General features: G+C 64.7%; 20 protein-coding genes and 1 tRNA gene. 10 read left to right on the top strand and 11 right to left on the bottom strand.

Annotated features, from left to right (window positions below):
- On the bottom strand, positions 1–291 hold a 291-nt coding region (locus tag BMI01S_RS12275; protein ID WP_042289313.1), incomplete at its 3' end, for a biotin/lipoyl-containing protein.
- Between the two features lie 76 nt (positions 292–367).
- Positions 368–3064 (bottom strand): pyruvate dehydrogenase (acetyl-transferring), homodimeric type, encoded by a 2697-nt coding sequence (gene aceE / locus BMI01S_RS12270; RefSeq protein ID WP_028210078.1) that lies wholly within the window; start codon positions 3062–3064, stop codon positions 368–370.
- A 292-nt stretch (positions 3065–3356) separates the two neighbouring features.
- On the opposite strand from aceE, the gene fixL reads away from it, so the two are divergent.
- The 4 genes from fixL (at position 3357) to BMI01S_RS12250 (ending at position 10019) form a co-directional block, all read left to right on the top strand.
- Positions 3357–5870: an oxygen sensor histidine kinase FixL gene (fixL, locus tag BMI01S_RS12265; RefSeq protein WP_028230466.1), complete on the top strand. Its 2514-nt coding sequence runs from the start codon at positions 3357–3359 to the stop codon at positions 5868–5870.
- Positions 5867–6514, top strand: coding sequence for an oxygen response regulator transcription factor FixJ (gene fixJ, locus BMI01S_RS12260; RefSeq protein WP_028210080.1), 648 nt, complete (start codon positions 5867–5869; stop codon positions 6512–6514). Before fixL ends, fixJ begins: the two co-directional genes overlap by 4 nt.
- Before the next feature lie 286 nt (positions 6515–6800).
- Positions 6801–7655 carry a bifunctional methylenetetrahydrofolate dehydrogenase/methenyltetrahydrofolate cyclohydrolase FolD gene (gene folD, locus BMI01S_RS12255; protein ID WP_028210081.1) on the top strand — a complete coding sequence of 285 codons (855 nt, stop codon included), beginning with the start codon at positions 6801–6803 and terminating at the stop codon, positions 7653–7655.
- A gap of 264 nt (positions 7656–7919) precedes the next feature.
- On the top strand, positions 7920–10019 hold the full coding sequence (locus tag BMI01S_RS12250) for a M3 family metallopeptidase (RefSeq protein WP_028210082.1): 2100 nt from the start codon (positions 7920–7922) through the stop codon (positions 10017–10019).
- 82 nt (positions 10020–10101) lie between these two features.
- On the opposite strand, the gene BMI01S_RS12245 is transcribed toward BMI01S_RS12250, so the two are convergent.
- Entirely contained in the window at positions 10102–11388 is a 1287-nt protein-coding gene (locus BMI01S_RS12245; protein WP_028210083.1) for an amidohydrolase family protein, read from the bottom strand.
- A 252-nt stretch (positions 11389–11640) separates the two neighbouring features.
- Between BMI01S_RS12245 and BMI01S_RS12240 the strand changes: the two genes are divergently transcribed.
- On the top strand, positions 11641–12351 hold the full coding sequence (locus BMI01S_RS12240; RefSeq protein WP_028210084.1) for an aspartate/glutamate racemase family protein: 711 nt from the start codon (positions 11641–11643) through the stop codon (positions 12349–12351).
- 114 nt (positions 12352–12465) lie between these two features.
- Here BMI01S_RS12240 and BMI01S_RS12235 read toward each other — a convergent pair.
- Both BMI01S_RS12235 and BMI01S_RS12230 read right to left on the bottom strand, forming a co-directional pair.
- Positions 12466–12542, bottom strand: a tRNA-Met gene (locus BMI01S_RS12235).
- A 140-nt stretch (positions 12543–12682) separates the two neighbouring features.
- Positions 12683–13225: a PadR family transcriptional regulator gene (locus BMI01S_RS12230; RefSeq protein ID WP_028210085.1), complete on the bottom strand. Its 543-nt coding sequence runs from the start codon at positions 13223–13225 to the stop codon at positions 12683–12685.
- A 201-nt stretch (positions 13226–13426) separates the two neighbouring features.
- On the opposite strand from BMI01S_RS12230, the gene BMI01S_RS12225 reads away from it, so the two are divergent.
- From BMI01S_RS12225 to xth, 4 genes are all read left to right on the top strand, one after another.
- Positions 13427–14416: an NAD(P)H-dependent flavin oxidoreductase gene (locus tag BMI01S_RS12225; RefSeq protein ID WP_028210086.1), complete on the top strand. Its 990-nt coding sequence runs from the start codon at positions 13427–13429 to the stop codon at positions 14414–14416.
- A 118-nt stretch (positions 14417–14534) separates the two neighbouring features.
- Positions 14535–14816 carry a BrnT family toxin gene (locus BMI01S_RS12220; protein WP_042289306.1) on the top strand — a complete coding sequence of 94 codons (282 nt, stop codon included), beginning with the start codon at positions 14535–14537 and terminating at the stop codon, positions 14814–14816.
- On the top strand, positions 14788–15063 hold the full coding sequence (locus BMI01S_RS12215) for a BrnA antitoxin family protein (RefSeq protein ID WP_028210088.1): 276 nt from the start codon (positions 14788–14790) through the stop codon (positions 15061–15063). Before BMI01S_RS12220 ends, BMI01S_RS12215 begins: the two co-directional genes overlap by 29 nt.
- A 256-nt stretch (positions 15064–15319) precedes the next feature.
- Positions 15320–16105, top strand: a complete 786-nt coding sequence (gene xth, locus BMI01S_RS12210) for an exodeoxyribonuclease III (RefSeq protein ID WP_028210089.1) — start codon at positions 15320–15322, stop codon at positions 16103–16105.
- A 9-nt stretch (positions 16106–16114) separates the two neighbouring features.
- Here xth and BMI01S_RS12205 read toward each other — a convergent pair whose 3' ends face one another.
- From BMI01S_RS12205 to glnA, 4 genes are all read right to left on the bottom strand, one after another.
- Positions 16115–18208, bottom strand: a complete 2094-nt coding sequence (locus tag BMI01S_RS12205) for a prolyl oligopeptidase family serine peptidase (protein ID WP_028230467.1) — start codon at positions 18206–18208, stop codon at positions 16115–16117.
- Between the two features lie 106 nt (positions 18209–18314).
- Positions 18315–19898: a nitrogen regulation protein NR(I) gene (ntrC, locus tag BMI01S_RS12200; RefSeq protein ID WP_028210091.1), complete on the bottom strand. Its 1584-nt coding sequence runs from the start codon at positions 19896–19898 to the stop codon at positions 18315–18317.
- Between the two features lie 78 nt (positions 19899–19976).
- Positions 19977–21119, bottom strand: a complete 1143-nt coding sequence (gene glnL, locus BMI01S_RS12195; RefSeq protein WP_028210092.1) for a nitrogen regulation protein NR(II) — start codon at positions 21117–21119, stop codon at positions 19977–19979.
- A gap of 202 nt (positions 21120–21321) precedes the next feature.
- Positions 21322–22737, bottom strand: coding sequence for a type I glutamate--ammonia ligase (glnA, locus tag BMI01S_RS12190; RefSeq protein WP_028210093.1), 1416 nt, complete (start codon positions 22735–22737; stop codon positions 21322–21324).
- A 477-nt stretch (positions 22738–23214) separates the two neighbouring features.
- Here glnA and BMI01S_RS12185 point away from each other — a divergent pair, with 477 nt between their 5' ends.
- Positions 23215–23679 (top strand): rhodanese-like domain-containing protein, encoded by a 465-nt coding sequence (locus BMI01S_RS12185; RefSeq protein ID WP_028210094.1) that lies wholly within the window; start codon positions 23215–23217, stop codon positions 23677–23679.
- 172 nt (positions 23680–23851) lie between these two features.
- On the opposite strand, the gene BMI01S_RS12180 is transcribed toward BMI01S_RS12185, so the two are convergent.
- Complete coding sequence (locus BMI01S_RS12180) at positions 23852–24661, bottom strand: competence/damage-inducible protein A (RefSeq protein ID WP_028210095.1); 810 nt, start codon at positions 24659–24661, stop codon at positions 23852–23854.
- Between the two features lie 48 nt (positions 24662–24709).
- Positions 24710–25543 carry an EI24 domain-containing protein gene (locus tag BMI01S_RS12175; protein ID WP_028210096.1) on the bottom strand — a complete coding sequence of 278 codons (834 nt, stop codon included), beginning with the start codon at positions 25541–25543 and terminating at the stop codon, positions 24710–24712.
- Between the last annotated feature and the right edge of the window lie 18 nt (positions 25544–25561).

Here is a 25561-nt window from a genome sequence, read left to right as displayed (position 1 = left end):
AGCCGGTGCCGCTGCCGGGGCAGGTGCAGCGGCCGGAGCCGCAGCCGCGCCGGCGCCGTCCAGCACGAGCACGAGCGAGCCTTCCGACACGTTGTCGCCGACCTTGACCTTCACGTCCTTGACCGTGCCCGACGCCGGGCTCGGCACGTCCATCGTCGCCTTGTCGGACTCCAGCGTGATGAGGGATTGTTCTTTTTCGACGGTATCGCCCGCCTTCACCAGCACCTCGATCACAGGAATGTCCTTGTAATCGCCGATGTCCGGCACCTTGACTTCGATCGCTTGACTCATTGTTTTGTCTCCGGGGCCGCATAAAACGCGCCTCCCCGCTTCGGGGAGGCGCGCATGCCATGCACGGGGTGATGGGTTAGACGGTCATCGGGTTGGGTTTGGACGGATCGAGGTTGTACTTGGCAATGGCCTCGCCCACCACCTTGCGCTCGATCTTGCCTTCGTCCGCGAGCGCATTGAGCGCTGCGATCGTGGTCCAGTAGCGATCGACTTCGAAGAAGTGACGCAGCTTCTCACGCGTGTCCGAACGGCCGAAGCCGTCGGTGCCGAGCACCACGAACTTGCGCGGCACCAGACCGCGGATCTGGTCGACGAGCGCCCGCACGTAGTCGGTCGATGCGATGACCGGGCCTTGCGTGCCCTTGAGCAGCTTTTCGACGTGCGATTCGCGGCGCGGCTCGCTCGGGTGCAGCAGGTTCCAGCGCTCGACTTCATGGCCTTCGCGGGCCAGTTCGGTGAAGCTCGGCACGCTCCAGAGGTCGGCTTCGACGCCCCAGTCGTTCTTCAGCAGGTCGGCGGCGGCGATCACTTCGTTGAAGATCGTGCCCGCGCCCAGCAGTTGCACGCGCGGCGCCTTGGCGTTGTCCGCGCCCTTGCGGAACGCGTACATGCCCTTGATGATGTCGGCGGCCACGCTCTCGCCCTGCGGAATCGCCGGGTGCTCGTAGTTCTCGTTCATCACCGTGATGTAATAGAACACGTCTTCCTGGTCCTGCACCATGCGGCGCAGACCATCCTGCATGATGACCGCGAGTTCATAGCCGAACGTCGGGTCGTAGCTCACGCAGTTCGGCACCGAAGCGGCCCACAGGAGCGAGTGGCCGTCTTCGTGCTGGAGGCCTTCGCCGTTGAGCGTCGTACGGCCTGCCGTGCCGCCCAGCAGGAAGCCGCGCGAGCGCATGTCGCCCGCGGCCCATGCGAGGTCGCCGATGCGCTGGAAGCCGAACATCGAGTAGAAGATGTAGAACGGGATCATGATCTCGCCGTGCGTCGAGTACGACGTCGCGGCTGCGATCCAGTCCGACATGCCGCCGGCTTCGTTGATGCCTTCCTGCAGGATCTGACCCGTCTCCGATTCCTTGTAGAACATCAGCTGGTCGGAGTCTTCCGGCACGTACTTCTGGCCCTGCTGGTTCCAGATGCCGATCTGGCGGAACAGGCCTTCCATGCCGAAGGTGCGCGACTCGTCCGGCACGATCGGCACGACGCGCTTGCCGAGCGCCTTGTCCTTCAACAGGATGTTGAGGATACGCACGAACGCCATCGTCGTGGAGATCTCGCGGCCTTCGCCCGTGCCCTTGAGCAGCGGCTCGAACGCGTCGAGGCCCGGCACCGGGAGCGACTCGGCCTTCTGGCGGCGAGCCGGCAGGTAACCGCCGAGGTCCATGCGCTTCTGGCGCATGTATTCGAGTTCCTTCGAGCCTTCCTCGAACGTGAGATACGGCACGTCGACGATCTGCTCGTCCGTGATCGGCAGACGGAACTGGTCGCGGAACTTCTTGAGCTGATCCACCTGCATCTTCTTTTGCTGGTGGGTGATGTTCATCGCCTGGCCGGCTTCGCCCATGCCGTAGCCCTTGATCGTCTTCGCGAGGATGACGGTCGGCTGGCCCTTGGAGTTCGATGCCTCGTGGAACGCCGCGTAGATCTTGTGCGGGTCGTGGCCGCCGCGGTTCAGGTTCCAGATGTCGTCGTCGGACCAGTCGGCGACCAGCGCCTTCAGCTCCGGCGAGTTGAAGAAGTGCTCACGCACGAAGGCGCCCGACTCCGACTTGTACGTCTGGTACTCGCCGTCGACGACTTCCATCATGCGGCGCATCAGCGCGCCCGATCTGTCACGCGCGAATAATGCGTCCCAGCGAGATCCCCAGATGACCTTGATGACGTTCCAGCCCGCGCCGCGGAACTCGCTTTCGAGCTCCTGGATGATCTTGCCGTTGCCGCGCACCGGACCGTCGAGGCGCTGCAGATTGCAGTTGATGACGAACACGAGGTTGTCCAGACGCTCGCGGCCGGCCATGCCGATCGCGCCGAGCGATTCGGGCTCGTCCGTCTCGCCGTCGCCGAGGAAGGCCCATACCTTGCGGCCCTCGGTCTTCGCGATGCCGCGCGCCTGCAGGTACTTCATGAAGCGCGCCTGGTAGATCGCCATGATCGGGCCGAGGCCCATCGAGACGGTCGGGAACTGCCAGAAGTCGGGCATGAGCCACGGGTGCGGGTACGACGAGATGCCCTCGCCGCCCACTTCCTGGCGGAAGTTGTCGAGCTGCTTTTCGGTCAGGCGGCCGAGCAGGAACGCGCGCGAGTAGACCCCCGGCGACGAGTGGCCCTGCACGAACACGAGATCGCCGCCGTGCTCGGCCGAAGGCGCGCGCCAGAAGTGGTTGTAACCGACGTCGTAGAGCGTGGCCGCCGAGGCGAACGAGGCGATATGGCCGCCGACGTTCGTATGCTTGCCCGCGCGCAGCACCATGGCCATGGCGTTCCAGCGCGTGTACGAGCGGATGCGGTGCTCGATGTCCTGGTCGCCGGGATTGCGGGCCTGGTTGGCGACCGGAATCGTGTTGATGTACGGCGTGTTGGCCGAGAACGGCAGATGCTCGCCGTGCACGCGCGCGAACTCGATCTGCTTCTCGATGAGGTAATGGGCGCGATCAGGGCCGACCGTCGAGATGACGCCGTCCAGCGCTTCGAGCCATTCGGCAGTTTCCTGGGGATCCTCGTCCTTGTCGGCGGCAACGTACTTTAGGACTTCGTCGGGTACAGCGGACATGCTCGTCTCCTGATGGGGGAACGCTGTTGATCGGGCCATGTTGGCGGCAGCGCTTGAGGCGCGACCGGGCCAACCGCAGCAGCTTCCGGGCGATTGTAATGACCCCCCTGGGCCTTGCGCAACAAAATTTTCGAATTGCGAGATGTGATTTTATAATGTGGAAAATTGCTGCAGCGCACGCTTAATCGTTCGCGCCCCTGTGGCGATAACGGTCAGTTTGCACCCGTTTATCGGCGATTTACTGCTTTTTTCGCGGCATTTCCGTGTCTTACGCTGCGCTACAATCCTTGCCATGTTGACCGAACGGCTTTTCGCACGCTCGGCGCGGCCGCCCGGAACGCCCGGCGAGTCGTCGCCGTCCCGCTGGCACCACGGACCCTGGTGGTCGAATTCCTATTTGCTGACGCCGCTCCTGTCGATCCTGGTGTTCCTGGTCGTCATGAGCCTGATCTTGTGGAGCCTCAACCGCCGCGAGCAACAGCAGCAGGAAGACACGCTTTACCGCAACGTCGCGTGGGCCCAGCAGCAGATCCGGCTTTCCATGACGGGCGCGCAGGAGCAACTGCAGGCGCTGGCGCGCGACCTCGCGGCGGGCCACAGCGATCCGCAATATTTCCAGACGTCCACCACGGACATCATGCAGGGCCATCCGGAGATCCTCTATCTCAACTGGTACACGAGCCAGCAGGAGCCGAGGTGGCCCAACACGGCAATGCCGCTGTTCGGCCAGCGCCTCGCCAAGCCCAACGACGCGCAAATGGACGAAGCCGTGAAGGCCGCCTTCGCCGAAGCGCGCTCGACGCGGCGCCAGGTGTACTCCCCGCTCATCTACGACGACGTCGGCAACGGCTACATCACGCTGCAAACGCCGGTATACCGCGATCGCGAGTTTCTTGGCTCAATCGCGGCCGTGTTCTCGGTCGAAGGCATTCTGAAGCACGACATCCCGCCCGAGCTGTCGGCCAAGTACAAGATCTCGATTCTCGACGCGAACGACCGCGAGCTCGCCACCACCTCGACGCGCCCGCGCCTGCCGCGCGACGTCTACTACGACCTGCCGCTCGATCCGCCGGGCCAGGGCGTTTCGGTACGCGTGTACTCGTTTCCGCAGATGACCAACTTCACGAACAACACGCTCGTGTGGCTGGTCGCGGGTCTGTCGTGCTTCGTGCTGTGGAGCCTCTGGAGTCTCTGGAAGCACACGCGCCAGCGCTTCGAGGCGCAGCAGGCGCTCTACGCGGAAGCATTCTTCCGTCGCGCGATGGAGAACTCGGTGCTGATCGGCATGCGCGTGCTGGACATGCACGGGCGCATCACGCACGTGAATCCGGCCTTCTGCCGCATGACTGGCTGGGATGAAAGCGACCTCGTGGGCAAGAATGCGCCGTTCCCCTACTGGCCGCGCGACGCCTACCCCGAAATGCAGCGCCAGCTCGACATGACGCTGCGCGGCAAGGCGCCCTCCTCGGGCTTCGAGCTGCGCGTGCGCCGCAAGGACGGCTCGCAGTTCCATGCCCGCCTTTACGTCTCGCCGCTCATCGACAGCTCGGGCCGTCAGACGGGCTGGATGTCGTCGATGACCGACATCACCGAACCGAAGCGCGCGCGCGAAGAGCTCGCCGCCGCGCACGAGCGCTTCACCACGGTGCTGGAGAGCCTCGACGCGGCCGTCTCCGTGCTCGCCGCCGACGAAGCCGAGCTGCTGTTCGCGAACCGCTATTACCGCCACCTCTTCGGCATCCGTCCGGACGGCCACCTCGAACTGGCCGGCGGCGGCGGCTTCGACTCGGCCAACGCCTCATCGGACTCGATCGACATGGTGGACGCCTTCGCGGGCCTGCCCGCCACCGCGCTCACGGAAAGCACGGCGGACGCACAGGAGGTGTACGTCGAGGGCATCCAGAAGTGGTTCGAAGTGCGCCGCCAGTACATCCAGTGGGTGGACGGCCACCTCGCGCAGATGCAGATCGCGACCGACATCACGACGCGCAAGCAGGCCCAGGAGCTGGCCCGCCAGCAGGACGAAAAGCTCCAGTTCACGAGCCGCCTGATGACGATGGGCGAGATGGCCTCCTCGCTTGCGCATGAACTGAACCAGCCGCTCGCCGCGATCAACAACTATGCATCCGGCACGGTCGCGCTCGTGAAGTCGGGCCGCGCCGCGCCCGACAACCTGCTGCCCGTGCTCGAGAAAACGGCCCAGCAAGCGGTGCGCGCGGGCATGATCATCAAGCGCATCCGCGAGTTCGTGAAGCGCAGCGAGCCCAAGCGCCAGGCCACGCGCGTGGCCGACATCGTGGCCGACGCCGTGGGCCTCGCCGAAATCGAGGCGCGCAAGCGCCGCATCCGCATCGTGACCGACATGCGCTCGCGCATGCCCGTGATCTACGTCGATCCGGTGCTGATCGAGCAGGTGCTCGTCAACCTGCTGAAAAACGCAGCCGAAGCCATGGCCGAGGCGCGTCCGAATGCGATCGATGCGATGATCCGCGTGATCGTGAAGCGCGAAGGCGGCAACGTGTGCATCAGCGTCGTGGACCAGGGTCCGGGCGTGGACGAAGCCACGGCCGAACGCCTCTTCGAACCGTTCTACAGTACGAAATCCGATGGCATGGGCATGGGCCTGAACATCTGCCGTTCCATCATCGAATCGCACCGCGGGCGTCTCTGGGTGGTCAACAACGTCGAATCCGACGGCCACATCAGCGGCGCAACGTTCCATTGCAGTCTGCCCATCGGCGAAACGGACAGCCCTTCGCGGGGCTCCGAAGAACCGACTCCACAAACCGTTACGGGAGAGCCATGAACAGCCCAGTCACCACCCAGGAAACCGTCTTTGTTGTCGATGACGATGAGGCCGTACGAGACTCCCTGCGTTGGCTCCTCGAAGCGAACGGCTACCGCGTCCAGTGCTTCAACAGCGCGGAGGAGTTCCTCGATGCTTATCAGCCGGCGCAGCAGGCCGGACAGATCGCCTGCCTGATACTCGACGTGCGCATGTCCGGTATGAGCGGCCTCGAACTGCAGGAACGCCTGATCGCCGAAAACGCCTCGCTGCCGATCATCTTCGTGACGGGTCACGGCGATGTCCCGATGGCCGTCTCGACCATGAAGAAGGGCGCGATGGATTTCATCGAAAAGCCCTTCGACGAAGCCGAGCTGCGCAAGCTCGTCGAGCGCATGCTCGACAAGGCGCGCAACGAAAGCAGCAACGTGCAGCAGCAGCGCGCTGCGGCCGAACGACTCGGCAAGCTCACGGCGCGCGAGCACCAGGTGCTCGAGCGCATCATCGCGGGCCGCCTGAACAAGCAGATCGCCGACGACCTCGGCATCAGCATCAAGACCGTGGAGGCGCACCGCGCCAACATCATGGAGAAGCTCAACGTCAACACGGTCGCCGACCTGCTGCGTCTCGCGCTCTCCAACAAGCCGCAACAGGCGCAGCAGTAAGCGCGCGGTCTTAAGTGCATTCGTGCGCCGTGGTGCGCGCGAATGCAGCCTGCGGCGCGCCGCCGCCGCATCTGGACCTCCTTCCCTTTACCGGTCTTCGCAGGTCGCCGCTCGCCCGTCCAGGCCGAAGCGCGGCCGCCGCGCGGGTATAATGTCGGCCTTCGCACAGAAGCCGGCCCCATGCCGCTCGCCTGCGCCCTGTGCTGTGCGCCAGCGCTCGCGCCTCCACGAGTCTCCACAAGCGCCCGCACGTGCCCGCAACGCCCACTTTCGATCCAGACCGACCATGACTGCCACCCTCATCGACGGCAACGCCCTCTCCAGGAAACTTCGCGCCGACGTGGCCACACGCGCCGCTGCCCTCACCGCCCGCGGCCATCAGCCGGGGCTGGCCGTCGTGCTGGTGGGCGACAATCCGGCGAGCGAAGTCTACGTGCGCAACAAGGTCAAGGCGTGCGAGGACAACGGCCTCCATTCGTCGTACGACCGCTATGCCGAATCGCTTTCCGAGGCCGATCTGCTCAAGCGCATCGACGAGCTGAACCGTGACCCGAAGATCCACGGCATTCTCGTGCAGCTGCCGCTGCCGAAGCACATCGACAGCCACAAGGTGATCGAGGCCATCGCGCCCGAGAAGGACGTGGACGGTTTTCACGTCGCCAACGCGGGCGCGCTCATGACGGGCCAGCCGCTCTTTCGCCCCTGCACGCCCTATGGCGTGATGAAGATGTTCGAGGAGTACAAGATCCCGCTCGAGGGCGCCAACGCCGTGGTGATCGGCCGCTCGAACATCGTCGGCAAGCCGATGGCGCTGCTGCTGCTCGAAAAGGGCGCGACGGTCACGATCTGCCACAGCAAGACGCGCGACCTCGCGAAGCACACGCGCGACGCCGACATCGTGGTCGCCGCGGTGGGCAAACGCAACATCCTGACCGCCGACATGATCAAGCCCGGCGCGACCGTGATCGACGTGGGGATGAACCGCGACGACAACGGCAAGCTCTGCGGCGACGTCGATTTCGCGGGCCTGAAGGACGTGGCCGGTTTCATCACGCCGGTGCCGGGCGGCGTTGGCCCCATGACCATCACGATGCTGCTGGTGAACACGATCGAAGCGGCGGAACGCGCAGCAGGCGCGTAAGGCAGTTGCGATCGAGCATTGCGGCGTCACGCTCAAGAAGCGGCCCTCATGGGCCGCTTTTCTTTTGCTGCTCGGGCGGGAGCTCAGTGAGCCGGATGATCGAATCGGGCCGTGATTTCGCCGACTCCCTGCGACATCTGTTAATTTGATCGGATTCACCGGTTGGAAAGCGCCCCTCGCGCCCCAATACTCGCTCTAACGGGCGCGCGCAGCGCTGCCGCGCCCCCGTCCCCCGACCCGCGACAGACAGGAACAGGAAGCATCATGGCAACTACCCCCTCCGACAATCCGCTCCTCGATTTCACCGCCCTGCCGCGCTTTGGCGAAATCCGCCCCGAGCACGTCACGCCGGCGCTCGACGTGCTGCTCGCGAACGCAAAAGCAGCTGTCGAGCGCGCCGCGCAACCCATGACGCCCGCCCAATGGAGCGACGTGGTCGAGCCGGTCGAGCGCGCCACCGAGCCGCTCTCGCGTGCCTGGGGCGTGGTCGGCCACTTGAACGCCGTTGCCGACACGCCCGAGCTGCGGGCCGCCCATGGCGAGAACCTGCCGCGCGTGACCGAATTCTGGTCGAGCGTCGGCCAGAATCTGGAGCTCTTCAAGAAGTACAAGGCCATCACGCATCACGACTCGTTCGAGCTGCTCTCTGGCGAACGCAAGAAGATTCTCGAGAATTCGCTGCGCGACTTCCGTCTCTCGGGCGCGGAGTTGCCCGAAGAGCAGAAGCCGCGTTTCGCCGAACTGCAGGAGCGCCAGGCTGCGCTCGCGAAAGCCTTTTCCGACCACGTGCTCGACGCGACCAACGCCTACGCGTTCTACGCCACCCGTGAAGCCGAGCTCGCGGGCCTGCCCGAGGATGTGAGCGCCGCCGCGCGCGAAGCCGCCGAGCGCGAGAATAAGGAAGGCTGGAAGTTCACGCTGCACTTCCCCTCGTACTTCCCGGTGCTCCAGTATTCGGAAAACCGCGCGATGCGCGAAACGATGTACCGCGCCTACGTGACGCGCGCTTCGGAGCTTGGGCCCGTCTACGGCGCTGGGAAAGCCGAATGGGACAACACCGCGATCATCGAAGAGCAGTTGAAACTGCGCGCCGAGGAAGCGAAGATGCTCGGCTACGACAACTTCGCCGAAGTCTCGCTCACGCCGAAGATGGCCGAAACGCCGGCCCAGGTGATGAGCTTTCTCGAAGACCTCGCCACGCGCGCGCGCCCGCATGCGGAGAAGGACTGGAAGGAGCTGCGCGACTTCGCGGCCAGCGAGCTGGGCCTCGCGCAGATCGAGCCGTGGGACATGGCGTTCGCCGCCGAGCGCCTGCGCCAGAAGCGCTACTCGTTTTCGGAAAACGAGGTGAAGCAATACTTCCCCGAAGACTTCGTGCTCCAGGGCCTCTTCAAGGTCACGGAAACGCTGTTCGGCGTGCACATTCGCCCCGACAGTGCGCCGGTATGGAATCCCGACGTGCGTTTTTTCCGCGTCGAGAACGCAGATGGCACACTGGTCGCGCAGTTCTATCTCGACCTCTACGCGCGCGAAGGCAAGCGCGGCGGCGCATGGATGGACGATGCACGCTCGCGCCGCAAGCTCGACGGCAACGGCGTGCAAACGCCGGTCGCGTATCTGACCTGCAACTTCTCCGCGCCGGTGGGCGGCCGCCCCGCGTGCTTCACGCACGACGAAGTCATCACGCTCTTCCACGAGTTCGGCCACGGCCTGCACCACATGCTCACGCGCGTCGACGAACTTGGCGTCTCGGGCATCAACGGTGTGGAGTGGGACGCCGTCGAACTGCCCTCGCAGTTCATGGAGAACTTCTGCTGGGAATGGGACGTCGTGCGCGAAATGAGCTCGCACGTCGAAACGGGCAAGCCACTGCCGCGCGAACTCTTCGACAAGATGCTCGCGGCGAAGAATTTCCAGAGCGGTCTCGGCACCCTGCGCCAGATCGTGTTCTCGATGTTCGACATGGCGCTGCATGTGGACTTCGACGCCTCGAAGGGCAAGAGCGCGAACGACCTCGCACGCGAGATCAACGAGCGCTATCACGTCATTGCGCAGGCTTCGTTCTCGCGCTGGCCGAACACGTTCAGCCACATCTTTGCGGGCGGCTACGCGGCCGGCTACTACAGCTACAAGTGGGCAGAGGTGCTCTCCGCCGACGCGTACGCGGCCTTCGAGGAAGCGGCACAGGCCGCGAAGTCGAGCGTGCTCGACGAAAGCACTGGCACGCGCTATCGCAAGGAAATCCTCGAAGTGGGCGGCAGCCGCCCGGCGATGGAATCGTTCAAGGCCTTCCGCGGCCGCGAGCCGAATATCGACGCGCTGCTGCGTCACAACGGCATGGAGCAGCCGCCGGCACAGCAATAGGCATGTGACCTGCTGTTAAGCGATCCGAACTAAAACCGCACAGGGGCATGCAGACCTGTGCGGTTTTTTGTTGCGTGACGCCTTATCGATGCAGTCTGAAATCGACACTCTCCGGACGCCCGGCGAGCGCAAGCGCCGCGCGCTGCGCGGGCTGCCGGCTCACCACCCTGCCCCGGCTCACCACCGCGAGGCGCGCCGCGCGCAGCCGGATCGCCTCGATGGGATCGCGGGCGTCGAGCACCACGAGGTTCGCGGCGCAACCGGGCGCCACGCCGTAGTCTTCGAGACCGAGAATGCTCGCCGCGTTGACGGTCACTGCGTCGAAGCATGCGCGAGAGGCATCGGTGCCCGTCATCTGCGCGACGTGCAACCCCATATGCGCGACTTCGAGCATGTCGCCCGAGCCGAAGCTGTACCACGGGTCCATCACGCAGTCGTGACCGAACGCGACGGTCACGCCCGCCGCCATCAACTCGGGAACGCGCGTCATGCCGCGACGCTTCGGATAGGTGTCGGAGCGCCCCTGCAGCGTGATGTTGATGAGCGGATTCGCGATCGCCGCGACACCCGACTCGCGCATCAGCGGAATCAGTTTGCTCACGTAGTAGTTGTCCATCGAATGCATCGACGTGAGATGCGAACCCGCCACGCGCCCATGCAGGCCGAGCCGATGCGTTTGCGCCGCGAGCGTTTCGATGTGGCGCGAGAGCGGGTCGTCGGATTCGTCGCAATGCATGTCCACGCGCAAGCCCTTTTCAGCGGCGAACTCGCAGAGCAGGCGCACCGACTCGGCGCCGTCCGCCATCGTTCGCTCGAAGTGCGGAATGCCGCCTACCACATCCACGCCCATCGCGATCGCGCGCTTTAGGTTGTCGAATGCCCCGGGGCTGCGCAGCACGCCATCCTGCGGAAACGCCACGAGTTGCAGATCGAGATACGGCGCGACGCGGCGTTTCACTTCGAGCAGCGCTTCGACGGCGAGCAGACGCCCGTCGCATACATCGACGTGCGAGCGGATCGCCAGCAGCCCGCGCGCGACGGCCCAGTCGCAATACTGGAGCGCGCGCTCGATGAGCGCCTCCTGCGTGAGTTGCGGTTTGAGTTCTCCCCACAGCGCGATGCCTTCGAGCAGCGTGCCCGAAGTGTTCACACGCGGTAGCCCGTACGAGAGCGTGGCATCCATATGGAAATGGGCGTCGACGAACGGTGCGCTCACCAGCGCACCAGCCGCGTCGATCTCCTCGCGCGCCGCCGCGGCGAGATGCGGCTCGACGGCGGCGATACGCCCCCCCTCGATGCCGATATCCACCGAGGGATGCCCGGCGGGATGCGTATGCGCGAGCACCGCGCGGCGAATGATCAGGTCCATTTGCGGCTCCTTGTTCTGGCATGGCGAAAACGCATCGTCCGCGTCGATTCTATCGACGCCAGAATGACGGCGCCATCGCCGCGAGCCAACACAAACGCGAAGACGCTCACGTGGGCGCGACGTTCGGACAAGACGTCGCGATGCTCGCCATTTCCGTACCGCGGTGGAATCGCGAAACCGTATCTGGACGACGGCCTGCACGCGCCTATACTCGTGCCGACTGACCCGTCCATGAGCATGCGAGGCAAATCGATGAAAACGATCGGTGTGATCGGAGGAATGAGCTGGGAATCGTCGGCCGAGTATTACCGGCTGCTGAACCGCCATGCGAAGGCGCGTTTGGGCGGTCATCACAACGCGCGCAGCCTGATGGTGACGGTGGATTTCGCGCAGGTCGAGGCGCTTCAGCGCGCGGGCGACTGGGACGCACTCGGCGCGCAGATGGCCGAGGCCGCGCAGCAACTCGAACGCGGCGGCGCGGATATCGTGCTGCTCGCGACGAACACCATGCATCGCGTTCGAGCGGCGATCGAGGCGGTCATTTCGATCCCCTTCCTGCATATCGCCGACCCGACAGGCCAGGCGTTGCGCGCCGCAGGCTACACGCGTGCGGGCCTGCTCGGCACGCGCTACACGATGGAGCAGGACTTCTACGTGGGGCGGCTACGCGAGGCGCATGGCATCGAAGCCGTCGTGCCTGACGAGCACGATCGTGCGGACATCCATCGCATCATCTACGATGAGTTGTGTCACGGCATGGTGGATGACGAATCGCGGCGCACCTACCAACGCGTGATCGATAGCCTCGCGGCTCGTGGTGCGCAGGCGGTCATTCTCGGTTGCACCGAAATCACGCTGCTGATCGGCCCTCGCGATTCGACGTTGCCGGTGTTCGATACCACGGCGTTGCACGCGCAGGCAGCGGTGGACTGGGCGATTGGGGGCGAGGCAAGCGCTCGGTGACGAGCCTTGTAGACAACGCGCCTTGCACAGGCGCGGAAAACAAAAAACCCGCTCTGAGCGGGTTCATTGATCGGCGCGAAGCCTTGGTGCTGCTTAAGACCTGACTAATACGTTTGGTTGCGGGGGTAGGATTTGAACCTACGACCTTCGGGTTATGAGCCCGACGAGCTGCCAGACTGCTCCACCCCGCGTCCGTCAGAGAAAAGAATTATAGGGCCTCTCGCGACGCTCGTCAACTAACTTTTTGGACACGCATGAATTAATGCGTCTTCGAACGCAATCGCAGACACACTGTGCCACTCACCAATTACTTCGGATAACCAGGCAAATCTCATTGTGCCGCTGCCGGATCCACCAGCGGCCTCACCTCGGCCGCCCATGCGAGCCACATCTCCTGAGTGAGAATACCCGCCTTCAGAATCGCGTACTGAATCTGCTGACCGCGCGTGAGCGAAGCGCCGCCGAAGTCCCGCTGCTCGATCTCCCGATAAACCGCGAGCCGCGCACGATTTTCGCCGATGAGCCTCTCCAGTTCGTTGGCCAGGCCGAGCGGACCGATTACGGCGTCGGCACGCAGTTTGAGCAGGAACACATTGCGCGAGTCGAGATCGAGCGGCGTCTCGCGCGCCCAGCGCACCACCTCGTTGCGCCCCACCGGCAGCACGCAATACACCTTCTTGCGTGTGGCCGCGGCCGCGTCGTCCTCGATGACGGACACCCAGCCAGCGTCGACCATGCGGCCAAGCTCGCGATAGATCTGCTGATGGGTGGCGTGCCAGAAGTAACCGATCGCGCGATCGAAGCGCCGCGCGAGGTCGTAGCCCGACGAAGGCTTTTCCAGCAAGGCAATGAGGATGGCGTGCGGGGTGGACATGCGCCGATTCTAAACCACGCTTCCGATCAGGCTGCCGCTGTTGTGGCTCGAATTTTTCCACTATGCAACTGGTTGCATAGTGTCCGGCGGTTTGCTATGTTTGGTCCTGCCCGCTGGCGCAATGAAGGAAGGCCCCGCATCGCGCCAGCAACGAACAATGCGGCGGCCACACCCGGCCGCCGCCCAGTCCAGGAGATCTAGATGTCCCTGCCCGCCGTGCTGCGCCGCGGCCTGTCGATTCCGGTCGTCGGCTCGCCGCTCTTCATCATTTCGAACCCCGATCTCGTGATCGCCCAATGCAAGGCGGGCGTCGTCGGCTCCTTCCCCGCCCTCAACGCGCGGCCCGCGCACGTGCTGGGCGAATGGCTGGACCGCATCACCACCGAACTCGCCGAGTACAACGCGAAGCACCCTGAAGCTCCCGCGGCGCCCTTCGCCGTGAACCAGATCGTGCACAAGTCGAACGACCGCCTCGAGCACGACCTTGGCGTGTGCGCGCAATACAAGGTGCCGATCATCATCACGTCGCTCGGCGCGCGGGAGGAAGTCAATCACGCGATCCACGCATGGGGCGGCATCGTCTTGCACGACGTGATCAACAATACGTTCGCGAAGAAGGCCATCGAGAAAGGCGCGGACGGCCTGATCGCCGTCGCCGCCGGTGCGGGCGGCCATGCAGGCACGCTCTCGCCGTTCGCGCTCGTCCACGAGATTCGCGAATGGTTCGACGGCCCGCTGCTGCTCTCGGGCGCGATCGGCAACGGCAACGCGATTCTCGCGGCGCAGGCCGCTGGCGCCGACCTCGCCTACGTCGGCTCGGCCTTCATCGCCACGCACGAGGCGAACGCCGTCGACGCGTACAAGCAGATGATCGTCGAAGGCAGCGCGGGCGACATCGTCTACTCGAATCTCTTCACGGGCGTGCATGGCAACTATCTGCGCCAGAGCATCGTGCAGAGCGGACTCGATCCGGACGCGCTGCCGGAATCGGATCCTTCGGCGATGAATTTCGGCTCGACGCGCGTGAAGCCGTGGAAGGACATCTGGGGCTCGGGCCAGGGCATCGGCGCCGTGAAGAGCATCGTGCCGGCTGCCGAGCTGATCGCGCGGCTCAAGCGCGAGTACGAAGCGGCGCGCGTGCGTCTGGGCGTCGCCGCCGCGCCGCAAGCCGAGGAGCAGACCGCGCTCTGATGCGCGGCGCCGACGAAGCCAGTCGGCGAGCCGGGTGCGCTGTGTGGAGGGGTTCGGCGGCAATAACGTAGTTACAGGAATACCTTGCCCCCGTATGTTTTTGTAACTACAATAACCAGTGAAAACGACCAACGATCCGATCAAGAGCGAAGCCAACCCCCGCAAGCACCGCGTCTCTCTCGCCCTGGCAGAGCGGATCGACTGGTCATCCGTATGGTGCATGCCCGACGATCGCAAGGACTATGGCGAGCTGCGCGAAATTGGCTATGCGGTAATCGAATCCCGGCTCTATTGCGTCGTGTTCACACAGCGTGGCGACATCTTCCGGGTCATCAGTCTGCGCAAAGCCAACAACCGGGAGATTGACCGCTATGAAGAAGCCACCCAGATTGATCCGTAACACACCTGACGAAGAAGCCGCGATTGCTCGCGGCATCGCGGCTGACGCAGACACGTTCGAACCCACCGACGAACAGTTCGCGCAGATGAAGCGACGTGGCGGGCGACCCAAACTAGCCAATCCGAAGGTTGCGGTAACGGTGCGCTATGACGCCGATATCGTCGAACGTTTCAAGGCGGGCGGTGATGGCTGGCAAACCCGGATGAACAACGCCTTGCGCGAATGGCTGGCGACGCATCACGCGTGATGAGGACCGGTGCCATGAGCAAAACAGAATGCCGTTCCGTTGCTGAACGGCATTCTGTTTTAGCGGTATGCGCATTTTGCGGTTAACAGGATCGAGAGCCGGGGTATAGCCGCCAGCACTGATACGATGGCGGAAAAACGACAGGCAGAGCATCAGGCGAGCCCGTCCGGACCGGGTAGTCAAATGGGTAGCCAGAGCCCAAAGTACCGGTCGCCTACCGACATAAATCATTGATATACAACGGCTTCGTCTTTATATGAAAATCGCCACCTGGAACGTCAACTCCCTCAAGGTCCGTCTGCAGCACGTCATCGACTGGCTCAATGCGAGCAAGACCGACGTGCTGTGCCTCCAGGAGCTTAAGCTTCCCGACGAAAAATTTCCGCGCGCCGATCTCGAGGCGCACGGCTATCGCAGCTGGTTCGCCGGCCAGAAGACCTATAACGGCGTGGGCATCCTCGTGCGCGAGGGCCTCTTCGTCGACGAAGCCACGATCGTGCGCAACATTCCCGGCTTCGAAGATGCGCAGCAACGCGTGATCGCCGCGACGGTAGGCGACGTGCGCGTGGTGAGCGCCTATTTTCCCAACGGACAGGCACCGGGCACGGAGAAGTTCGCGTACAAGCTGCAATGGCTCGACGCCATGCACGGCTGGCTCGCGCAGGAGATGCAGCGCTACCCGAAGCTCGCGCTGCTCGGCGACTACAACATCGCTCCCGAAGACCGCGACGTGCACGACCCCAAGGCGTGGGAAGGCCAGAACCTCGTCTCGCCGGAAGAGCGCGCGCAGTTCCGCCGCCTGATCGAACTCGGTTTCGTGGATGCATTCCGCCGGTTCGAGCAGCCCGAAAAAACCTTTACGTGGTGGGACTATCGCATGTTCGCGTTTCGCCGCAACGCGGGCCTGCGCATCGACCACGTGCTGCTCTCGCCGGCGCTCGCGGCGCATCTCACCGCATGCGAAGTGGACAAGGTTCCGCGCAAATGGGATCAGCCCTCCGACCACACGCCGGTGATCGCCACGCTCGATCTCGGCAATTGAGCGCCTTCCTCACCAGTTCGCCGCGAGCGTCGTCCACAGGAAGCGATAGACGAGCGCGTCATACTGCGCGCGCTCGAGCGAATCGCTGCCGGGGCCGTGGCCGCCTTCGGTGTTCTCCAGGTACCACACGTTCGCGTGCCCCTGCTGCAGCATGCGCGCGACCATCTTGCGCGCGTGCGAGGGGTGCACGCGGTCGTCGCTCGTCGAAGTCGTGAAGAGCGTGGCAGGGTAAGTCACGCCGGGCTTGACATGGTGGTAAGGCGAATACGCGGCCAGCGCGAGCGCTTCTTCGGCATCCTGAGGATCACCGTATTCGTCGATCCACGAGGCGCCCGCGTGCAGCAGCGGATAGCGCTGCATGTCGAGCAGCGGCACCTCGCACACCACGGCGCCGAATAGCTCGGGTCGCTGCACCATGCACGCGCCCACGAGCAGCCCGCCGTTGCTGCCGCCCTTGATGCCCAGCTGCGCGGCGCTGGTGTAGCCGTCGGCGATCAACTGCCCGGCCACTGCGATGAAGTCGTCGAACGAGCGCTGCCGATGTTCGCGCTGCGCCTCCACGTGCCAGGCGGTGCCGTACTCGCCGCCGCCGCGAATGTGGGCGATTGCCACCACGCCGCCCTGCTCCAGCCAGCCGATGCCCGAGCCCACGAGATATTGCGGCGTGAGCGCGATTGCAAAGCCGCCATAGCCCGTAAGCAGACACGGCGACGCCTTGCGAGCCCCGCCTTCCAGCACGGCCTTCGGGCCGATGACCGTAAACGGTACGCTCGTCCCGTCGGCGGAACGCGCGTGCGAGCGGATCACGGTGAGCGGTCCGGCCTCGAACTGCGTGGGCCATCGGTCGAGCAATTCCCACTTCTGGAGATCGGTCTGCGCGAGATCGGCGAGCCAGTATTCGGGCGGCAGCAGGTAGTCGTCCACGTCGACGAACACTTCGTCGTTGAGCGTGTCTTCGATCGGCGAGACGTCCACTTGCGAACTTGCGCGCGTAGGGAACGCCCGCGGCTCCCAGCGCCATGCGCCATCCGTTTGCCGGGGCTGCCAGAGCATCGTGCGGCTCTCCACGTCGTCGAGCCAGGAGACGATCAGGACGTTTTTCGTATTGCTCCAGTCACACGCCGAAGTGACGGGCGTTGGCGTGAAGAGCGGCGTGAACGCGCGGCTGCCCGCAAGGAAAGCGTCTTCGCGGATCGCGAGCAGCGCGCCGCCCTTGTACGTGAGGTCGGAAGCGACCCAGTCGAGCCGGGGCTCCAGCAGCAGCCAGCCGTGCCACGCCCCGACTGCCACATGCGTGGGCACGTCGTACATCTGCCAGTTGCCCCGCTCATCGAGACGATAGGTGTACGAATCGAAGAAGTCCACGCTGCGCACGACGTCGTGACGCTTCTCGACCGGATCGTAGTCGCCCTCCACGCTGATGTCGTCGAACTCGCCGCGGAACACCACGGGCGCGTCGGCGAGCGCCGTACCGCGCGTCCAGCGGCGCACCTCGCGCGGATAGCCCGAACGCGTGAGCATCTTGTTCCCGTTCCTGCCGCCCGCGTCCCAGCCGACGTACACCGTATCGCGGTCGATCCAGGAGATCGTGTGCTTGCCCTCCTTCGCGATGGCAAAACCGTCTTCCATGAACTCACGGCGCACGATATCGAACTCGCGCACCACGACCGCGTCGGAGCCGCCATCGGAAAGCTGGATCAGCGCGCGGTCGCCGTCCGGGTAGAGGATGTCGATGCCCGCGCAAACCCACGGCATGCCCTCTTTTGCACCGAGGGCGTCGAAGTCGATGAGCGTCTGCCACTGCGGCTCGTGCGCGCGCCAATCGGCCCACAGCGCACGGCGCCACAGGCCCTTGGGATTGTCCTCGTCCTCCCAGAGGTCGTAGGCCCACTCCTGCCAGCGGCTCGGGATCACCGGCCGCTCGCGCGGCAGGTAGGCCTGCGCGAGGCGCTTCTCCAGCGCATCGAAACGCGCGCCGCCCTGCCACGCGGCACGCGTGCGCGCGTTCTGCTCTTCGACCCAGGCCATGACGGCAGGATCGTCGAGCGATTCGAGAGAAAGGAACGGATCGGCCTCGGCGGGCCACGGGGAAGTCACGGGCATGATCGGTCGTCGACAGGAAAACAGCGACGATTATGCCCTGTGCGCGCGCCGGCGCACTGCGCATCGGGCTGCCTTGCGTTGCACGAGGCCGACCCGATGCGAAAGATCACTCGAGATTGAGCTCCTGGATCTTGCGCGTGATCGTGTTGCGGCCGATGCCCAGGCGCTCGGCCGCCTCGACCTTGCGCCCGCGCGTGAAGTCGAGCGCCTCGCGGATCACGGCGGCCTCGAAGCGGCGCGAGAGTTCGTCCATGACGTCCGCGCTGTTCTCGCGCAAGAGACGCGCGACTTCCGTGCGCAGACCACTCTCCCACACGCTGAGCGGCGAGACGGCCGTGCCGTTGGACGCGCCGAACGCGGGCGTGCCGAACACCACGCCACCCGCCACGCCGCCGATAGCGCCAGGCATCCCCGCAGCCGCCACGTGCGACGCATGGTTCGCGCCGTTCGTCGCCAGAGCCGAGACCGCAGCCGACGAGGCATCGGCAGCGCCCGCGGCTTCACCGAGGGGCGATGCAGCACCGGGCGCAGCGTGCGCGGGCATGAGGTCAGGCGGAAGATCCTTGATCTCGATGGTCTGCGCAGGCGCCATCACCGTGAGCCAGTTCGCGAGGTTCTCCAGTTGGCGAACGTTGCCGGGGAACGGCAGCGCGGACATCCAGGCAAGCGCCTCGTCCGACACGCGCTTGGGCTCCACGCCCAGTTCGCGCGCGCTCTTCTGCAGGAAGTGGCGCGTGAGCAGCGGAATATCCTCGCTGCGCTCGCGCAGCGCGGGCAGACGCAAGCGAATCACGTTGAGGCGGTGATACAAGTCCTCGCGAAACAACCCCTGGCGCACGCGCGTCTCCAGGTTCTGATGCGTCGCGGCGATCACGCGCACGTTCGCACGCAGCGGGTTGTGTCCGCCCACGCGGTAGAACTGCCCGTCCGAGAGCACGCGCAAGAGGCGCGTTTGGAGATCGAACGGCATGTCGCCGATTTCGTCGAGGAACAGCGTGCCGTTCTCGGCCTGCTCGAAGCGGCCCTGACGCATGGCCTGGGCGCCAGTGAACGCGCCGCGCTCGTGGCCGAACAATTCGGATTCCAGAAGATCCTTTGGAATGGCGGCAGTATTGAGCGCAATGAACGGACCGTTCGCGCGTGGGCTATGTCGGTGCAAAGCGCGCGCGACAAGCTCCTTTCCGGTGCCAGACTCGCCCGTGATGAGCACCGTGGCCGCCGAATGCGAAAGCCGCCCGATGGCGCGGAACATGTCCTGCATGGCCGGCGCCTGGCCGAGCATCTCGGGCGCTTCGGCGGGACGCTCGTCCCATTGCTGCTCGCCGCGCATGCTTTCGTCCACGGCGCGGCGAATCAGCTCGACGGCCTTGTCGACGTCGAAGGGCTTGGCGAGATACTCGAACGCGCCGCCCTGAAATGCGGCAACCGCGCTATCGAGGTCCGAGAACGCCGTCATGATGATGACGGGCAAGCCCGGCAGGCGCTCGCGCACGGTCTGCAGCAATTCGAGGCCGGAGCCGCCGGGCATGCGGATGTCGGAGACGAGCACCTGCGGGCTGTCGTGATCGAGCGCGCTCGCGGCTTCGCGCACGTTCGAGAAGCTGCGGGTGGCGAAGTTCTCGCGGGCGAGTGCCTTTTCGAGCACCCAGCGTATCGATTGATCGTCGTCTACTATCCAGATCGGCTTCATAAGATCGGTCAGAAGTCCTGGTGGCGTGCGGTATCGGTAAATCTGAAATCAGCTTCGGTTATCGGCTCGATGATCCGTTCAGCTATCGAGCGGCAACAGAATCTGAAACTCGGTGTGTCCGGGCCGGCTATCGACTTCGATGAGTCCGTCGTGCTGCTGGACGAACGTCTGCGCGAGCGTGAGGCCGAGACCGCTGCCATCCTCGCGTCCGGAGACGAGCGGATAGAAGATGCGATCGCGGATTTCCTCGGGAATGCCGGGCCCGTTGTCCGTGATATGCAAGTCCAGTGCCAGCTTGCACAAGCGTTTGGATATCGTGACCTTGCGCGCGACGCGCGTGCGCAACTCGATGCGCGCATCGCCCTGCGAAATGCGTTCGCGCAGCGCCTGCGCCGCGTTGCGCACGATGTTCAGCAGTGCCTGGATCAGCTGCTCCTTGTCGCCGCGCAGGTCGGGCACGCTCACGTCGTAGTCGCGCTCGATCGTGAGGCCGCGCGGGAATTCCGCGAGGATCACGGCGCGCACGCGCTCGCATACCTCGTGGATGTTCACGTCGCCGACGATGTGCGGATGCCGGTGCGGCTCCAGCAGCCGGTCGACGAGCGTCTGCAGGCGGTCCGACTCCTTGATGATCACCTGCGTGTACTCGCGCAATTCGTCGCGCTCCAGCGCGCCGAGTTCGAATTCGAGCAGTTGCGCCGCGCCGCGAATGCCGCCCAGCGGGTTCTTGATCTCGTGCGCGAGATTGCGGATGAGATGCTTGTTCACGGCCGTGAGGTCGTGGATGCGCTCTTCGCGATCGCTGCGCAGGTGCCGCTCGTTCTCGAAGAGCTCTAGCAGCACGTAATCGGGGGCGCTCTCGAGAAAGCCCACGACCACATGCACGTTCAGCGGCTCGCGGCCGGGGCGCTCCAGCGAAGCGTCGAGACGCGTCGCGTGAAAGCGATGCGCGGCAATCGATGCGATCGTCGTGAGCAGTTCGTCCGCGTTCGAGAAGAGATCGGACCACGCCATCTGCGCGAGCTGACGGCGCGAGAGATCGAGCATCGCCTCGGCCGAAGGATTCGCGAAGGCGACGCGCAGCGTGCGCTTGTCGAGCACGAGCACGACTGTGGGCAGCGCCTCGAAGCCGGGCAGCAGGCCCGACTCGACGAGTTGCCCGTCGTCGGAAAGCGGATCCGCGTGGCCTTTTCTAGCCTTGATCAGATTCTTGAGCACCATGTTTCAGGCCAGCCACCTTGCGGCACGCCGGCAACGGTCCAGGTCGTGAAGAACGGGGCACAACTTCGTGCCAATCATGCGGCCCAACGAAAAAGGGACGGCACCGCCGTCCCTTCGAGACCATTTCGCAACGCGATTGCTGCGAGTCGGACGAACTGAACCGGCGCTTCGCTGAACCGGATCCAGCGAAGCGCCATCGCCATTACAGCGAGTAGTACAGTTCGAACTCGACCGGGTGCGTGGTCATGCGCACGCGTTGCAGTTCGCCTTCCTTCAGCGCGAGGTAAGCGTCGATCATGCCGTCGGTGAACACACCACCGCGCGTCAGGAACTCGCGATCCTTGTCGAGCGCTTCCAGCGCCTGGTCGAGGCCGGCGCAAACGGTCGGGATCTTTGCATCCTCTTCCGGCGGCAGGTCGTACAGGTTCTTGTCGGCGGCTTCGCCCGGGTGGATCTTGTTCTGCACGCCGTCCAGACCTGCCATCATCAGCGCCGAGAAGCACAGGTACGGGTTGGCCAGCGGATCCGGGAAGCGCGTTTCGATACGGCGGCCCTTCGGATTCGAGACGTGCGGAATACGGATCGATGCCGAACGGTTGCGTGCCGAGTAAGCGAGCTTGACCGGTGCTTCGAAGTGCGGAACGAGACGCTTGTACGAGTTCGTGCCCGGGTTCGTGATGGCGTTCAGCGCGCGAGCGTGCTTGATGATGCCGCCGATGTAGAACAGCGCGAATTCCGAGAGGCCTGCGTAGCCGTTACCCGCGAACAGGTTCTGGCCGTCCTTCCAGATCGACTGGTGAACGTGCATGCCCGAACCGTTGTCGCCGACGACCGGCTTCGGCATGAACGTCGCCGTCTTGCCGTACGTGTGCGCCACGTTGTGGACGATGTACTTCAGTTGCTGCGTCCAGTCCGCGCGCTGAACCAGCGTCGAGAACTTCGTACCGATTTCGTTCTGGCCCTGGCCCGCGACTTCGTGGTGGTGGACTTCGACCGGAATGCCGATCTGCTCGAGCAGCAGACACATTTCCGAGCGGATGTCCTGGAACGTGTCGACCGGTGCGACCGGGAAGTAGCCGCCCTTCGTGCCCGGACGGTGACCCGTGTTGCCGCCTTCGATTTCGCGGCCCGACGACCAGGGCGCTTCATCCGAACCGATCTTCACGAAGCAGCCCGACTGGTCCGTGTTCCACTGGACCGAGTCGAAAATGAAGAATTCCGGCTCCGGACCGAAGAAGGCAGTGTCGCCGAGGCCCGTGCTCTTCAGGTACGCTTCGGCGCGCTTGGCGAGCGAACGCGGGTCGCGCTCGTAGCCCTTGCCGTCGGCCGGCTCGACCACGTCGCAGGTCAGCACGAGCGTCGATTCCTCGTAGAACGGGTCGATGTACGCCGTGTTGGGGTCCGGCACGAGCAGCATGTCCGAGGCTTCGATGCCCTTCCAGCCGGCGATCGAGGAACCGTCAAACGCATGGCCCGACTCGAACTTGTCTTCGTCGAATGCCGACAGCGGAACCGAAACGTGCTGCTCCTTGCCGCGCGTGTCGGTGAAGCGGAAGTCGACAAACTTGACGTCTTCGTCCTTGACGAGCTGCATGACGTCGGCCACGGATTTACTCATAACCTTTTCTCCTGATTAACGATTTCGGCGAACGCTGCCGCCGTCCCAATCTTGTTGATCCTCGCCGGCCGCCTCCTTCCCAGGTCTGTCCCGCTGACCCGGTTGGCCGGCTACGAATCGATCGCGACGTATAAAGCAGCTTCCATGCCATGCATGCGCCAAGCTGGCGCAAATCCCTTTCGCGACGCGCACTTGGAGTGAAAAAACGTGCGCGGCGCCTTGGTGGTGCCGCCGGTGCGGCGGCCTATCGGCACCAAACCCGTGCAATCCCGAATTTGGCGCGCGAATCTCTCTTCATTATGGTGCAAAAGCGCCGAGATGCACCAACTCAATGCATCCCTCCTTCTTGATCTCCACGCGCCCGCACGCGCGTGGCGTCTGCATGATGCGCTCTCCGGTACGCGGATCGCGCTTCGCGCCCAGCGCCACGCGCTAGAATGATTTTTTGGTCCAACGCGAAACAGGAGATCCGTTGTCATGAGTACGCTCGAACAGTTGTACGCCCAGGCCGAAAAGCGCCGCGTCGAGAACCAGTTGCCTTACGCGGGTGCGGTTTCGCCTGCAGAGGCATTCGAGCTTCTGCAACTCGACCCGCGAGCACGCCTCGTCGACGTGCGCACGCGCGCGGAGCTCGACTGGGTCGGCCGCCCCGTGGTCGGCGACGGCCAGTACGCCCATGTCGAATGGACCCGCTACCCGGGCGGGGTGCCCAACGCCGAGTTCCTCGCCCAGCTCAGGAGCGCCGTCGAGGGCGACGCGCCCGTCCTGTTCCTGTGCCGCAGCGCCGCGCGCTCCAAGCTCGCCGCCATCGAAGCCGCCAAGGCCGGCTTCACGAAAGCCTACGACCTGCTCGAAGGCTTCGAGGGTGATAAGGACAGCCAGGGGCACAGAAAAACCGTTAGCGGCTGGTGCTTCCGTGGCCTGCCGTGGATCGGGGCATAAGCCTCGCCACGGCGGCGCTGCCCCGCGCCCAGCCCAGCACAGCGGGCCACTCTGGGCGCCGCGTGTGACACGCCGATGATGCGCCGCCGCGCCGTCTGACACGCTGCGGCAGCCGGCGCACTCCTCGCTACCCGGCGCGCGGCCCGCTGCGGCGCTCGCCATCGGCAGATGCCTAGCCCGGCGCGGCCGGCTCGACCACATCGCCGCCCAGTTCATGCACGCCTTCGCGCAGCTTCACGAAGGCGGCCGCCACCGCCTCGGGCTCGCCCTTCACGCCAAGATCGATGTGCCGGCGCGCGTAAATGCCGCCCCGCTCCGTGTCGCCCACGCTCGGCAGACTGAACACGCGCACACCGGGAAAATCGCGCTCGATGCGCTCCATGAGCGGCGTGAGCGTCGACTCCGGCAACTCGAACACGAGCAGCGACTTCTCGGCATGCGGCGTCTGATGATGCAGATGCGCGTACTTCGTGTCGAGCACCCACTCGATCATCGGCCAGGCCATCACGGGGAAGCCCGGCATGAAGTGATGATCGCGAATCGAGAAGCCCGGGATCTTGTTGTAGCCGTTCGGGATGATCTCGCAGCCCTGCGGGAACGTGCCCATCTGGAAACGGTGCTGATTCTCGGGCGACTGGTAGTTCACCGGTTCGGGGCCCGTATGCATGTCGCGAATGCGCTCGCTGATGGCCGCCCTTGCGTCGGGATGCAGCACGAGCGGCACGCCCAGCGCCGCCGCCGCGCACTGGCGCGTGTGGTCGTCCGGCGTCGCGCCGATGCCGCCCGTCGAGAACACGATGTCGCCCGAAGCGAACGAGCGCCGCAGCGTTTCCGTGATGCGCGCGGGATCGTCGCCCACGTACTGGGCCCACTCGAGCGCAAGTCCGCGCGCGCCGAGCAGTTCGATGACCTTCGGCAGATGCTTGTCGGAGCGGCGCCCCGAGAGAATCTCGTCGCCGATGATGATGACGCCAAATGCCATGTGTCGCCTCGCTGAATGTGTCCTGCTGATTATCTTGATGAGGGAGCGTCAGCGCACGACCGTCACGTCGCCGGACGCCGGCTGCGCGTCGTGCGCGCGCATGCGCTGGAGCGCGCGCAAGCAGTAGTGCCCGAACCAGAGCGCAGTGAAAACCAGAATGAACGCATAGATCCAGATGGTCACTGCCGCCAGCACCGGGAAGAACAGGAGCAGCCACGCGGATACGGCCCAGATCGCCGTGGGCAGGGAGCCGAGCAGCCCGCTCACCACGCCGATCACGAGCAGCGGCAGCCGGTGGCTGCGCACCAGCGCGCGCCGCTCCTCGACGCTCGCGTGCAGCGCCAGCGCGTCGTAGGTCATCACACGATACGTGAGCCAGCCCCAGAGCAGCGGCGGGATCAGCGCGAAGAACGGGGGAATGAGCCAGAGCGGCAGCGTCACGACCATCACGATCAGGCAAACGAAGGTGGTGACGAGCGAATGGAACAGGCTGGCGTACCAGCTGCCGCCGCGCCGCAATTCGAGCATCGCGTACTGGCGCTTCGAAAGATGACGGATCACGCGCGGCATCGAAATCGCGACGATCAGCAGCAGAACCGTGATGACGATGAGCGGAATCGTCAGGACGATGACGAGAAATGGCGCGATCGTTGCGCGCAGCCCGCCGAACCCGAGCACGTCGAACAGATGATAGACGTAGTTCATCGACGTCCAGTTCGCCAGCGCCCCCCGCATGAGGTCGAGCAGCGGCTGCCAGAACAGATAGAGCACGGCCCCCCACGCCAGCGCGGCCACCAGAAACGGCACGAACGTGAGAACCAGCATGGCTGGATGGAACACGCTCGAGAGCGCGCGTCCGAACGAACGCAACAGGTCATTCATGCGAGCGGAATACGGCGA

This window comes from Paraburkholderia mimosarum LMG 23256 = NBRC 106338 (assembly GCF_000739815.1).
Classification (GTDB): domain Bacteria; phylum Pseudomonadota; class Gammaproteobacteria; order Burkholderiales; family Burkholderiaceae; genus Paraburkholderia; species Paraburkholderia mimosarum.
The sequence above is the reverse complement of the archived record's forward strand: the minus strand, read 5'-3'. Positions and strand labels throughout refer to the sequence as shown.

Coding starts and splice junctions, on each gene's coding strand:
- xth (WP_028210089.1), top strand. CDS start 15,320: ATGAAAATCGCCACCTGGAACGTCAACTCCCTCAAGGTCCGTCTGCAG.
- folD (WP_028210081.1), top strand. CDS start 6,801: ATGACTGCCACCCTCATCGACGGCAACGCCCTCTCCAGGAAACTTCGC.
- ntrC (WP_028210091.1), bottom strand. CDS start 19,898: ATGAAGCCGATCTGGATAGTAGACGACGATCAATCGATACGCTGGGTG.
- glnA (WP_028210093.1), bottom strand. CDS start 22,737: ATGAGTAAATCCGTGGCCGACGTCATGCAGCTCGTCAAGGACGAAGAC.
- BMI01S_RS12240 (WP_028210084.1), top strand. CDS start 11,641: ATGAAAACGATCGGTGTGATCGGAGGAATGAGCTGGGAATCGTCGGCC.
- BMI01S_RS12225 (WP_028210086.1), top strand. CDS start 13,427: ATGTCCCTGCCCGCCGTGCTGCGCCGCGGCCTGTCGATTCCGGTCGTC.
- glnL (WP_028210092.1), bottom strand. CDS start 21,119: ATGGTGCTCAAGAATCTGATCAAGGCTAGAAAAGGCCACGCGGATCCG.
- BMI01S_RS12185 (WP_028210094.1), top strand. CDS start 23,215: ATGAGTACGCTCGAACAGTTGTACGCCCAGGCCGAAAAGCGCCGCGTC.
- BMI01S_RS12215 (WP_028210088.1), top strand. CDS start 14,788: ATGAAGAAGCCACCCAGATTGATCCGTAACACACCTGACGAAGAAGCC.
- BMI01S_RS12230 (WP_028210085.1), bottom strand. CDS start 13,225: ATGTCCACCCCGCACGCCATCCTCATTGCCTTGCTGGAAAAGCCTTCG.
- fixL (WP_028230466.1), top strand. CDS start 3,357: ATGTTGACCGAACGGCTTTTCGCACGCTCGGCGCGGCCGCCCGGAACG.
- BMI01S_RS12175 (WP_028210096.1), bottom strand. CDS start 25,543: ATGAATGACCTGTTGCGTTCGTTCGGACGCGCGCTCTCGAGCGTGTTC.
- aceE (WP_028210078.1), bottom strand. CDS start 3,064: ATGTCCGCTGTACCCGACGAAGTCCTAAAGTACGTTGCCGCCGACAAG.
- BMI01S_RS12250 (WP_028210082.1), top strand. CDS start 7,920: ATGGCAACTACCCCCTCCGACAATCCGCTCCTCGATTTCACCGCCCTG.
- fixJ (WP_028210080.1), top strand. CDS start 5,867: ATGAACAGCCCAGTCACCACCCAGGAAACCGTCTTTGTTGTCGATGAC.
- BMI01S_RS12180 (WP_028210095.1), bottom strand. CDS start 24,661: ATGGCATTTGGCGTCATCATCATCGGCGACGAGATTCTCTCGGGGCGC.
- BMI01S_RS12205 (WP_028230467.1), bottom strand. CDS start 18,208: ATGCCCGTGACTTCCCCGTGGCCCGCCGAGGCCGATCCGTTCCTTTCT.
- BMI01S_RS12245 (WP_028210083.1), bottom strand. CDS start 11,388: ATGGACCTGATCATTCGCCGCGCGGTGCTCGCGCATACGCATCCCGCC.